This is a genomic window from Streptomyces sp. NPDC050856 (assembly GCF_040653855.1).
Classification (GTDB): Bacteria; Actinomycetota; Actinomycetes; order Streptomycetales; family Streptomycetaceae; genus Streptomyces.
Map to the genome: position 1 here is coordinate 24781 of NZ_JBFAGV010000045.1, position 10666 is coordinate 35446.

13 protein-coding genes are annotated in these 10666 nt (G+C 70.6%); 4 read left to right on the top strand and 9 right to left on the bottom strand.

All coding sequences use genetic code 11. The annotated features are described in order from the left end of the window. Positions 1–4 precede the first annotated feature (4 nt). Positions 5–352: an antibiotic biosynthesis monooxygenase gene (locus tag AB0H53_RS27445; RefSeq protein ID WP_362118805.1), complete on the bottom strand. Its 348-nt coding sequence runs from the start codon at positions 350–352 to the stop codon at positions 5–7. Between AB0H53_RS27445 and AB0H53_RS27450 the strand changes: the two genes are divergently transcribed. Both AB0H53_RS27450 and AB0H53_RS27455 read left to right on the top strand, forming a co-directional pair. Then, positions 353–2101 carry a recombinase family protein gene (locus tag AB0H53_RS27450; protein ID WP_362118808.1) on the top strand — a complete coding sequence of 583 codons (1749 nt, stop codon included), beginning with the start codon at positions 353–355 and terminating at the stop codon, positions 2099–2101. 231 nt (positions 2102–2332) lie between these two features. Then, positions 2333–2962 carry an HNH endonuclease signature motif containing protein gene (locus AB0H53_RS27455; RefSeq protein ID WP_362118811.1) on the top strand — a complete coding sequence of 210 codons (630 nt, stop codon included), beginning with the start codon at positions 2333–2335 and terminating at the stop codon, positions 2960–2962. A 194-nt stretch (positions 2963–3156) separates the two neighbouring features. Here the strand turns inward: AB0H53_RS27455 and AB0H53_RS27460 are convergent, their stop codons facing one another. From AB0H53_RS27460 to AB0H53_RS27475, 4 genes are all read right to left on the bottom strand, one after another. After that, a complete protein-coding gene (locus AB0H53_RS27460; protein ID WP_362118814.1) occupies positions 3157–3300 on the bottom strand; it encodes a hypothetical protein in 144 nt (47 codons plus the stop codon). 283 nt (positions 3301–3583) lie between these two features. Continuing rightward, positions 3584–4432: a helix-turn-helix transcriptional regulator gene (locus AB0H53_RS27465; protein WP_362118817.1), complete on the bottom strand. Its 849-nt coding sequence runs from the start codon at positions 4430–4432 to the stop codon at positions 3584–3586. Between the two features lie 14 nt (positions 4433–4446). Continuing rightward, positions 4447–4962, bottom strand: a complete 516-nt coding sequence (locus tag AB0H53_RS27470) for a DUF6879 family protein (RefSeq protein ID WP_362118820.1) — start codon at positions 4960–4962, stop codon at positions 4447–4449. Further along, complete coding sequence (locus AB0H53_RS27475; RefSeq protein ID WP_362118823.1) at positions 4934–5188, bottom strand: hypothetical protein; 255 nt, start codon at positions 5186–5188, stop codon at positions 4934–4936. The genes AB0H53_RS27470 and AB0H53_RS27475 overlap by 29 nt, the downstream gene beginning before the upstream one ends. 364 nt (positions 5189–5552) lie before the next feature. Here AB0H53_RS27475 and AB0H53_RS27480 point away from each other — a divergent pair, with 364 nt between their 5' ends. After that, on the top strand, positions 5553–5759 hold the full coding sequence (locus tag AB0H53_RS27480) for a hypothetical protein (RefSeq protein WP_362118826.1): 207 nt from the start codon (positions 5553–5555) through the stop codon (positions 5757–5759). A gap of 139 nt (positions 5760–5898) precedes the next feature. Here the strand turns inward: AB0H53_RS27480 and AB0H53_RS27485 are convergent, their stop codons facing one another. Next, positions 5899–6597, bottom strand: a complete 699-nt coding sequence (locus AB0H53_RS27485; RefSeq protein ID WP_362118829.1) for an O-methyltransferase — start codon at positions 6595–6597, stop codon at positions 5899–5901. 258 nt (positions 6598–6855) lie between these two features. Here AB0H53_RS27485 and AB0H53_RS27490 point away from each other — a divergent pair, with 258 nt between their 5' ends. Further along, positions 6856–8025: a steroid 3-ketoacyl-CoA thiolase gene (locus AB0H53_RS27490; RefSeq protein ID WP_362118832.1), complete on the top strand. Its 1170-nt coding sequence runs from the start codon at positions 6856–6858 to the stop codon at positions 8023–8025. A gap of 203 nt (positions 8026–8228) precedes the next feature. Here AB0H53_RS27490 and AB0H53_RS27495 read toward each other — a convergent pair whose 3' ends face one another. The 3 genes from AB0H53_RS27495 to AB0H53_RS27505 all read right to left on the bottom strand — a co-directional run. Further along, entirely contained in the window at positions 8229–8657 is a 429-nt protein-coding gene (locus tag AB0H53_RS27495) for a transglycosylase SLT domain-containing protein (RefSeq protein ID WP_362118835.1), read from the bottom strand. 307 nt (positions 8658–8964) lie between these two features. Then, positions 8965–9831 carry an ECF transporter S component gene (locus AB0H53_RS27500; RefSeq protein WP_362118844.1) on the bottom strand — a complete coding sequence of 289 codons (867 nt, stop codon included), beginning with the start codon at positions 9829–9831 and terminating at the stop codon, positions 8965–8967. After that, the coding region (locus AB0H53_RS27505) for an ATP-binding cassette domain-containing protein (protein WP_362118838.1) at positions 9795–10666 on the bottom strand (872 nt) is incomplete at its 5' end. The genes AB0H53_RS27500 and AB0H53_RS27505, both read right to left, overlap by 37 nt.

Consider the following 10666-nt stretch of genomic DNA (forward strand, 5'->3'; position numbering starts at 1 on the left):
CCGCTCAGGCCTTCGGCGAGGCCTGCTGGACCACCTCGAAGGACCACAGGGTGGAGCCGGAGGCGGCCGGCTTCGGCCGCTCGCCGCCCTCGGCCCCGCCCCCGGGACCCGTGCCGCCGCCCTGGTGGGCGGCCTTCATCGGGCCCTCCATCCACGCCTGGAAGGACGCCTCGTCACGCCAGCGGGTGTAGACGAGGTACTGGTCGGTGCCCTCGACGGGCCGCAGCAGTTCGAACCACTCGAAGCCGTCGGAGTTCTCCACCGCTCCGGCCCGGGAGGCGAACCGCTTCTCCAGGACCTCGCGCTGATCGGCCGGCACGGTCAGTACGTTGATCTTTACCACACTAGGCATATGACACCTCTCAGGAAGCACAGGCCGGGCGCTGCGCCGAGCCTTGATCACGTACGTGCAGTCTCTTACATCCGCCAGTCAAAGCGGCGTGAGGACGACTCGCAGGCGTCGCCCGTGGCGCAGCGCGAACGATGCGCCTCGCTGATCGCGTCGAAGGGGTGGAGCGACGCGGGCCACTTCGAGGACGTGGGCAAGTCGGGGTGGGACCCGAGCATCCACCGTCCCTGCTTCGAAGAGATGATGACGGCCGTGCGCGGCGGGCACGTGGACGCCGTGGTCGTCTTCTCTCTGTCCCGCCTCACTCGCCGTGGCGCGCTGGAAGCCATGCGGATCATCGAGGAGCTGGAGACGCACGGCGTCCGGCTGGTGAGTGTCGAAGAGCCGTACCTCGACACGTCCACCCCGGTCGGTGTCGGCATCCTCGCCATCATCGCGGGTCTGGCGCAGCAGGAGTCCGACATGAAGTCGGTCTATGTCTCCGCCACGAAAGACACGCTCCGTCGAGCAGGCAGCCATGTGTCCGGCGTCGCTCCGTACGGCTTTACAGCGGAGAGGGCGACGAGCGGCAAGCTGTCCGTCGTCCGACTCGTCCCGGACCCGATGGAAGCCCCGCACGTCCGTGATATGGCGAAGTGGGCGGCAGAGGGAGTCTCCGCCTCGCAGATCGCCAAGCGACTCAATGAGAACGGCGTGCCCACGAAGGCGGAGTCCCTGGGGGAGTCGGGAGCTAAGCGCCTCGCCTCGCGCCGTGCGCGGGGAGTCTCGGAAGCCGTGGAGCGGCCCGCGTGGGTGTCGTCGACCGTCCTGCGCATCCTGCGGGATCCGCGCCTTGCCGGGTACGCGATCGAGTGGCAGGGACGGGTTCAGGCGAGCAAGGACGCCGAGGGCAACCCCGTTCCGGGCAAGACGGGGAAGCGAGTCATCCTGCGTGACGACGATGGGCAGCCTGTCCAGTCGCACGAACAGCTGATCCCCACGGATGAGTGGTGGAAGCTCCAGGACGTGCTGGACGGCCGGACGCAGGTGGTCGTACGAGCGGGCCGACGCGTCCCGACCTTGCTGGCGGGACACGGGCTGCTGTTCTGTGACGTCTGTGGTTCCGTGATGGTGACCGACCGGCGGGCCGGGAAGCTCTACTACAAGTGCAACCGGGCCGGGGGAGTGGTCCCGGGCCACGGTGGTCTCGTCATCGGCCAGGGCGCGGCGGACAGCGAGACGGCGGGGCGGGTGTGGGCCCGTCTCATGGCCATGGACCCTGAGGACCCGGAAGACCTCGAATGGCTGGCCGAGGCGTCACGACGCTTCGCCCGCCAACAGGACACGTCCCAGCGAGACGCGAAACGGGCGGCGGTACGAGCGGAATTGGAGCATGTACGGGAGTCCCGTCGCATCCTCCACGTGGACCGGCTGGCCGGCGTCTATGCCGATGAGACCGGTGCGCAGATGTTCAGGGAGTCCATGGCGCGGTTGGCTGCCCATGAGGAGCGGACGGCGGAACGGTTGGCGGAACTGGAGGCGACCGACAGCCGAACCATCCAGATCCCCAACGAGTGGACGAGTGTGGACGGAGATCCGATCGGGGAGGGGTCGACATGGGCTGCGTGGGACCTGGAGAAGCAGCGGGAGTTCCTGGCGCTCTTCATCGACTCCGTGAGGATCGCCAAGTCCGTCGGCAGGGGCCGGAACGCGAATACCCGGGACCGTGTGATCGTGCGATGGGCTGCGGCGCCTGACTCTGCGGGCGCCTGAGCCGCCTGAGAGGTCTACACGGTCCGCCGCTAGGAAAGCGGGTGGCGGGCCGTATGGCGTTCCTGAGCCTCGCCGGTTTACGGGTCGCCCGAGCCAAGCCCCGGTAGTCCCTCACGGACCGCCGGGGCTTTGCTGTGCCCGCAGCGGGGCCGACCAACGGGCGGAGCCATGACGGTATGACGGTTCAGAGTGTTGAAAAAACCAAACCGTCCGTCGAAACACCATCCCGTCATGCTCAGCCCTCGGGAATCCGGTGGTCCCCACACCACAGTGAGGGACCGAGCGGCACGGCTCACGGCCGGGCAGGCGGCGCGGAAATCTGCTGGTCCCCACAACACAGTGAGGAGCTGTGGGACTGCCCGCGGATGCGCGGGCGTCTTCGTCGGCGCGCTCGGGCGGGGCCGCCTCACAGCGGGGCGAGGAGGTGTTGAGAGCTGTATCGACTGCACCGAGCCGACGCCCATCGGGGCCGCTGCAAGACCCACCACGCCACGTACGAGGACCGTCCGGCCGTCCGGCAGCGTTCGAGCACGGGGACAACGTCGAGCGGCCCGGAACGACGCCGCTGCGAGGCTCCGCCGGGTCATCGAGCGGAAGGGGACCGCGTGGTGTGACTGGTGCCTGAACGACTTCCCCACGGTGGACGTGGACGTGGACCACGTGCGGCCCCTCTCGATGGGAGGGACCGACACGGACGGGAACGTTCAGGTCTTGTGCCGGGGGTGCCACCAACTCAAGAGGCGACGGAGTTCGGGAAGACCACCTAGTGGTCGCTCTGTTCGTCGTCGCGAGGTGCCTGCCGTTTCGACAGTGCGTAGACGGCCAGCGCTGCGACGAAACAGACCCCCGCAGTGCGGATGACCGCCAGTTGAACCCGCTCTGACACGTTTGTGCCCCGCACGTGTAGCCGGTCCCTTCCCGCGTCCAATTCGAACGTCGTACTCCCTTGGATGGGTTCTGCATCGTCGGCGCTGGCCAGTTCAGACATGGGGGCAGGACACAGCATCCTGAAGGGCACGTCAACTTGTGTGCCACGACAGCATTGCCCTCGAGCGTTACCGCTGCGTCCACCATGTCCCGGCTGCCCCGCCGGCTGTGGTGACGAAGGCGACGAGCCATCCGGGGATGCGCTGGACGACGACGTGCAGCCCGTAGAGACGCAGTTCGAACGCAGGTTGAGTGTCGGTTTTGGAAGTCATGACTTCCATTCAGCCGTGTGTCGTGTGGTCATAGCTACGCCATTGGTTAGCCACTTCACCCCACTTCAAACAGGCTTCCAATTACCACGCCCAACGTGGGGGAACAACCCCGTTCGTTCCCCACTTCACCCCACTTCGGCGGGCTGCAATTACCACAGCGAGCACCCCCATTGCAATGCCGCTCGTTTACTAAACGGTTGATGCCGCCATACGGCCCCTGCGCCCTTTCCATGGCCGGAGAGGGCGCAGGGGCCTTTTGGCGTTTCCGCAGTAAGCCGGACGGTCAGCCGAGTGACGACAAGGCGGACGTCACGAGCGTGCGTGCGGCGGCTCCCCGTGCCGACCCATGCGACAGTCGGTCGAAGGCTCGTGCGTACAGCTTGACTTGGCTTGGTTGCGTCAGTGTGGACGCGGCGTCCAAGGTGTCCGCGTGCACCCTCGTGTCGTCGAAGATGGTGAAGGTCGGCATGGGCCACACGGTTCGCTGCGACGAGAACGGGACGATGCCCACAGCCACGTTCTGGAGGTCCATGACCGCCAAGAGGTGACCGAGCTGCGCCGCCATCGTCTCGACGGTGCACAGTCGGTAGCGCAGGACCGATTCCTCCAGGACGAACGAGAATCGGTGCGCCGCGTTGTTCAGCACCGCATTCCGCCTCATGCGGACCTTGACTGCCTCTGTCACGTCGTCCGGTGTTCCCCGGAAGTCCGCGATGGACGACAGGAGGGCGGTCGCGTACCCGGGTGTTTGGAGGAAGCCGGGGATCACGTCGGAGACGTAGACGCGGAAGAGGTGTGTGCGCCGGTACAGGCTCTCCGTGGATTCCTGCACGTGCCGTAGACCGCCTCGCTGGAGGCGTTTCCATTGGATGTGGGCGTCCGCTGATTGTCTGTTCGCCGCGATGAGGTCCGGCGCCTGGTCGTCGGCTCCGCACGCCCGGCACCATGCTCGGACGTCCGCGTCGGACGGGGGCGTCTTGGCGTTGCCGATGCGCGACACCTTCGAGTCCGACCAACGCAGTCTGACAGCCAGCTCCCGCCCGTTGATTCCGGCATCCCTGCGTAGCTCGCGCAGCCGGCCCGCGAGTGCTTCACGGGCTCGCTGAACGCTCGATGAGGGGTGTGGGGGCATGGAGCTGGCTGTCCTCAGATCGCGTACAGGTGGTGCGGGACGGCTCGGTCCCAGACGGCTTCGAAGGCCGATGCACAGAGTTTCACCGTCGCCGCGTCGTCGGTGATCTCGTCCTCCACCACCGCCCCGTCGCCGGAGAAGTGGTGCACGCGCAGGAGTTCGCCGTCGAAGAGCCAGAAGTCATTGCCGGGGAGAGCGATGTCCGTGGCCCGGCGGCGCGGCAGCCAACGGACGTCCTCGCCGGCCGTGACGTTGGCGTGGGTGACGTAGTGCTCCCACCGGATGTACTCCGTCACGGGCTCGGAGACGATCCGTGCACGACGGATCGACACCCCTCGCGCCACGGTGTCCGAGATCAGCTGGTCGTACGGGTGCCACCAGGACGCGCGGTCGTCCCAGTCGATGCGCTCGCCGCGCTTCCACGCTTCGAATCTGTCGGTGGACGCGTACGAGTCACGCATCTCCAGGTGCACGGCGGACCGCTCGCACCGGCCCAACAGCTCAGCGAAGCTGGGCACGCTCGATGGCATCGCACGCCTCCCGGATCATCGGAATCACGCGGGCCGGAATCCTGACGATGGCCTCGTTGTCGGGAACCGGTCCGTTCGCGGGGCTGCTCGCCTCGCACTGGGCTTGAGTCTCGCTGTCCGGCTTCCAGCCTTGCAACAAGATCTCCTGGGCTTCCGCGTCCGCCCACACCGTCGGGCAGTGATCGCGGTCAGTGTTCGGGTCGATGCCTACGAACTCTACGGCCATGGCTGACTCCCTGGTCCAAGTGATTGCGTGGGCTTGCATGAACCATGCCTACCTGCGCCTGGAGCGTCAACCTCCCAATCAGACAAGTGAATTGCCGTGCAAACTCATGCAACTTCGTAGAGCTTTCAGCAGATGACTTCCTAGCGTCCTCGGCAAGTACGCCGACGGACCGAGGGGACGACGACATGCGCGGCAAGGCTCAAGAGCGTGAAACGGACGCACGGCAGTGGGAGTACACGACCTACGCCCCTTCGGGCGAGGTGTGTCCCGCCTGCAACAAGCCGATCGCGTCGCTCGAACGCTGTCGCCGAGGAACGCTGCGCGAGCCGTCCCGGCCCGATAAGGCCGTCTACCAGCACGTGCAGTGCTCGAAGTGATCGGCCCGGACGACGTCGGTCGGCGAGTCGAGGACAGCGCGGGAAGAGTCGGCATCCTGCGTGACGTGATCCGGGACTACGAAGACCCCGCCGAGATGCCCAGGCAGCGCCGGAAGCGCCCCATGGCGTTCCTGTGGCCCGAGCACGGGGGGCGGGAGTGGCTCGTCCCGCCCGACCATGTGCGGCGTGCTTAGTGGGCGCATGTGGCGACGGCGAGGGGCTGACGGCTTCTAGGCTGCTAGCCGTGGTGACACTCGCCGATCAAGCTCTATGTGAGTGGCTTGACCTATTCGTGATCTTGACGATGCTCATACCCGCAGCATAGGGCCCCCCTCAGTCGGTGACACGGGCCAGCAGCAGCCCGTCGTACCCCTTGGCGCCGACCGTCTGGACCGCCGTGGCGTCCAGCCTGGGCTCGCGGGCGACCAGTTCGAACGCCTCGCGGGTGCCGCGCACCGCCGGGTCGTCGCTGCCGGCCTCGGTCACCCTGCCGCCGCGCACCACGTTGTCCACGACGATGACACCGCCCGGCCGGGTGAGCTCCAGGGCCCATTCCACGTACCGCGCGTTGTTGGCCTTGCCGGCGTCGATGAAGACGAAGTCGAAGGGGCCGGCGCCCTCCTCGGCCAGCCGGGGCAGCAGGTCCAGCGCGGCCCCGGTCCGCACCTCGGCGATCCGTCCGAGGCCCGCCCGGTCGAGGTTGGCGCGGGCCACGTCGGCGTGCGCCGGGTCGTATTCCAGCGAGACGAGCCTGCCGTCGGCGGGCAGCGCGCGGGCCAGCCAGATGGTGCTGTACCCGCCGAGGGTGCCGATCTCCAGTACGGTGCGCGCGCCCTGGATCCGGGCCAGCAGGTGGAGCAGCTTGCCCTGGTTCGGCGCGACGGCGATGGGGGGCAGCCCTGCGGCGTCACTGGCGGCGAGCGCGGCGGTCAGGGCCTCGTCGGCGGGCGCCAGCAGCTCGGTGAGGTAGCCGTCGACGGCGGTCCAGCGCTCCTGGGCCCCGGCCCGGTCATGGAAACGATCTGCGGTCATGTGCCCGAACGTACTGGACGCCGGCCTCGCGTGAGCCCCCGTTCCCCGCGTCCGGCCCGGGCGGGCCGGGTCGGGCCGGAGAGGCACCCCGGGCCCCAAGTGGCGGAGGTGGCCGGGGCGTTGTCCGCACGCGGGGAGGTGCGGCGCCCTTGCGCGCCGGTGGGGGCGGTCCGCAGACTGGGGCCCGATTAGAACGTGTACCAGTTCCCGTTCCGGGCGCCCGGGCGCTCCGCGGGCGTGTGAGGAGAGGACGAGCCCATGGCCGCGGAACCCGTCATCGTGGAAGCCGTACGCACCCCCATCGGGAAGCGCAACGGCGCGCTCGCCGGTCTGCACCCGGCCCATCTGCTCGGCGCTGCCTACCGGGAACTCCTCGCCCGTACCGGCATCCCCGCCGACTGCGTCGAACAGATCGTCAGCGGCACCGTCACCCACGCCGGCGAGCAGGCCGCGAACCCCGCGCGCACCGCCTGGCTCGCCATGGGCCTGCCCTACGAGACCGCCGCGACCACCGTGGACTGCCAGTGCGGCGCCTCGCAGCAGGCCGCCCACATGGTCGCCAACATGATCGCCGGCGGTGTCATCGATGTCGGCCTGAGCTGCGGTGTGGAGTCGATGTCGCGGGTTCCGCTCGGCAGCGGCTCCAGGAACGGGCCCGGCCGGCCGCTGCCCGACGGGTGGAACGTGGACCTGCCCAACCAGTTCGAGGCGGCCGAGCGGATCGCCCGCCACCGGGGCCTGACCCGCGAGCGCGTCGACGCGCTCGGCCTGCTCTCGCAGACCAGGGCGGCCACCGCGTGGGCCGAGGAGCGCTTCAAGCGGGAGACGTTCGCCGTCCAGGTCCCCGCCGGTGACGCCGAGCAGGCCGCCGGGCAGGACATGTGGCGGTTGGTGGACCGCGACGAGGGGTTGTGCGACACCAGCGCGGCGGCGCTCGCCGCGCTGCGGCCCGTCATGCCGGCGGCGGTCCACACCGCCGCCAGTTGCGCGCAGATATCCGACGGCGCCGCCGCCCTGTTATGGGCGTCCAAGCGCATGGCGCGGGCGCTGGGCCTCACCCCGCGCGCCCGGATCGTCGCCCAGGCGCTGGTCGGCTCCGACCCGCACTTCCACCTGGACGGGCCGGTGGACGCGACCCGCGCGGTGCTCGGCAAGGCCGGGATGACGCTGAAGGACATCGACCTGGTCGAGATCAACGAGGCCTTCGCGTCGGTGGTGCTCAGCTGGGCGCAGGTCTTCGACCAGGACCTCGACAAGGTGAACGTCAACGGTGGCGCCATCGCGCTCGGCCACCCCGTCGGTGCGACCGGCGCGCGGCTGATCACCACCGCGCTGCACGAATTGGAGCGCCAGGACAAGGAGTTCGCGCTGATCAGCATGTGCGGGGGCGGCGGGCTCGCCACCGGCACCATCATCCAGCGGATCTGACCGGCGGCCGACGGGCCCGGCGCGAGCGGGGTACGAGCCGGGTACGAACGGGGTACGGGCGGGCACGGGGCGCACCGGCGGGACACGGCGCGGGCCCGGCCCGGGGCGGCGGCGGTGGCGGAGGCGTGCGGAAAGGCCCCGGTGGTCGTCACCGGGGCCCGCGCGTTCACTCCGCCGAAGGCTCAGGGCCGGCGGCCGGCGGCTCAGTACCAGCCGTTGGCCTGCCAGAACGACCAGGCGCCGCACGGGCTGCCGTAACGGTCGTTCATGTAGTCCAGGCCCCACTCGATCTGGGTGGCCGGGTTGGTCTTCCAGTCCGACCCGGCCGACGACATCTTGCTGGCGGGCAGGGCCTGCACCAGACCGTAGGCGCCGGAGGAGGCGTTGGTGGCGGCGGGGTTCCAGCCGGACTCGTGCGCCACGATCCTGTCGAAGCACTGGTACTGGCCGGCGGGGACCATCTTCCTGGCGATGTCCTGCGCGGAGTTCGCGGCCGAGGCCGGAGCCGTCGTCCCGAGCACCGCGCCGGCCGCGCCGAGGAGGACGGCGGCACCGGTGGCGACGGACTTCTGACGGACGGAGACACGGCTGACGAGCGAGCGGAACACGTAACGACCTAACGTCGGGGGCATGGGGCGTCGCCCGGGCACGCCGGATCCGCGCCAGGGGGGCGGGGGAGTGGCTGCCAGGGGCGCTGTGCTGCGCTGCGGTGCGAGCGGCGCCCGGCGACATCACCAGAGAAGCAGGCCCGCCGCACCGCCGCAACGACCCCCGGTACTAGGCGACCCCCAAGGCGGGGCAAACCGTCCCCGGCCCGGCCGGGGCGCGTCCGCGCAGCTCACCGCGGGCAGAGCGGGGGTCCCGGCGGGCCCGCCGTGGTCCACTATCCGTCTTCGTACGGGACGGAGGGCCTGTGGGGCGCCTCACCCGGGAAGGCGGTCAGCGGGGCCGTGGAGGGCCTTCGAATGTGACCTGCGTCTCGAAGGCGGCCCTGCGAGTGGCACGGCGGAGAGCCCGGAGAACCGTGGATCCGATGGTGACCGTCAGCACAACGGTGAGCACCGCCCGCCCCAGGTCCCATCCCATCGACGTCGCCACGCAGTACGCCAGGAACCGGACCAGGTTCTCCCGCAGCGGGTCGCCCGGCTGGAAGGAGACGCCGCTGCCCATGCCCTGGAGGGTCACCCAGCCCTGGAGGTTCATCACGGTGCCGTACGCGAACGCCGCGACCGCCCCGTACAGCGCCAGCATCAGCAGCTCGGCCCGCCCCCGCACCCGCTCGGGGCCGGGCAGCAGCCCCGCCCCCATCGAGAACCACCCCATCGACAGCATCTGGAACGGCATCCACGGCCCGACCCCACCGGTGAGCAGCGCGGAGGCGAACATGGTGACCGCGCCCAGGACGAAGCCGAAGCCCGGCCCGAGGACCCGGCCGCTCACCACCATCAGGAAGAACATCGGCTCCAACCCCGCCGTGCCCGCGCCCAGCGGGCGCAGGGCCGCGCCCACGGCGGCCAGCACCCCCAGCATCGCCACCGCCTTGGCGTCCATCCCCTGGTCCGCGATCGTCGCGACCACCACCGCGACCAGCAGCGGCAGCAGCGCGGCCAGCAGCCAGGGCGCGTCGGCCGTGTGACCGGCCAGCGCCGAGCCGGGGCCGGCGAGCAGCGGCCAGCCGAAGGCGACCACCCCGATGACGGTGATCAGCGCGAGCGCGGTGACCGAGCGGGGCCCGAGGCGGACCGGGCGGGAACCCTTCGCGGGGGACGTCACAGCGCCGCCTCCACCTGGGCGACGGTCAGCCAGGGCTGCGGGGCCAGCACCTTGGCGACCTGCGGGGCGAACGCGGGGGAGGAGACGACCACCTCGTGCGTGGGCCCGTCCGCGACGACCTCGCCGTCGGCCAGGATCACCACCCGGTGCGCCAGCTCCGCCGCCAGTTCCACGTCGTGCGTGGCCATCACGATGGCGTGCCCGTCGGCCGCCAGCGCGGTCAGCACCCCCACCAGCCGTGCCTTGGCCGCGTAGTCCAGGCCCCGGGTCGGTTCGTCCAGCAGGAGCAGCGGCGGCCGGCCGGTCAGCACGACGGCCAGGGCCAGGGCCAGGCGCTGCCCCTCCGAGAGGTCACGGGGATGGGTGCCGTCCGTCACACCCGGCAGCAGCTCGGACACCAGCGCGCGGCAGGTCCCCGGCCCGGCGCCCGCGTCGGCGTCGGCGGCGGCGCACTCGGCGGCCACCGTGTCGGCGTACAGCAGGTCCCGGGGTTCCTGCGGGACGAGGCCGACCCGCCGCACCAGTTCACGTGGCGGGGTGCGGTGCGGGACCCGGCCGCCCACCAGGACGGTGCCGGCCGTGGGCTCGACCATGCCGACGAGCGCCCCGAGCAGGGTGGACTTGCCCGCCCCGTTGCGCCCCATCAGCGCGACGGTCTCCCCGGGCCGTACGGCCAGGTCGACCCGGCGCAGCGCCTCCACCCGCCCCCGCCGCACCCCCAGCCGGGCCACCTCCACCAGCGCGGCGGGCGAGGGGGCGGCGGCCCCGGGGCGCGCGCCCCGGCGCCTCCACCACCGCGCGGGGCGCGGCCCGCCGCCGGCCCCGGGCTCCGGGGCCGGGGCCGGGGCCGGGGCGGGCGCGGGGCCCC

Excerpts from the sequence above, each read along its gene's own strand:
- AB0H53_RS27495 (WP_362118835.1), bottom strand. The coding sequence starts at position 8,657 with ATGCCCCCGACGTTAGGTCGTTACGTGTTCCGCTCGCTCGTCAGCCGT.
- AB0H53_RS27450 (WP_362118808.1), top strand. The coding sequence starts at position 353 with ATGACACCTCTCAGGAAGCACAGGCCGGGCGCTGCGCCGAGCCTTGAT.
- AB0H53_RS27470 (WP_362118820.1), bottom strand. The coding sequence starts at position 4,962 with ATGCCATCGAGCGTGCCCAGCTTCGCTGAGCTGTTGGGCCGGTGCGAG.
- AB0H53_RS27460 (WP_362118814.1), bottom strand. The coding sequence starts at position 3,300 with ATGACTTCCAAAACCGACACTCAACCTGCGTTCGAACTGCGTCTCTAC.
- AB0H53_RS27465 (WP_362118817.1), bottom strand. The coding sequence starts at position 4,432 with ATGCCCCCACACCCCTCATCGAGCGTTCAGCGAGCCCGTGAAGCACTC.
- AB0H53_RS27445 (WP_362118805.1), bottom strand. The coding sequence starts at position 352 with ATGCCTAGTGTGGTAAAGATCAACGTACTGACCGTGCCGGCCGATCAG.
- AB0H53_RS27475 (WP_362118823.1), bottom strand. The coding sequence starts at position 5,188 with ATGGCCGTAGAGTTCGTAGGCATCGACCCGAACACTGACCGCGATCAC.
- AB0H53_RS27490 (WP_362118832.1), top strand. The coding sequence starts at position 6,856 with ATGGCCGCGGAACCCGTCATCGTGGAAGCCGTACGCACCCCCATCGGG.
- AB0H53_RS27455 (WP_362118811.1), top strand. The coding sequence starts at position 2,333 with ATGCTCAGCCCTCGGGAATCCGGTGGTCCCCACACCACAGTGAGGGAC.
- AB0H53_RS27485 (WP_362118829.1), bottom strand. The coding sequence starts at position 6,597 with ATGACCGCAGATCGTTTCCATGACCGGGCCGGGGCCCAGGAGCGCTGG.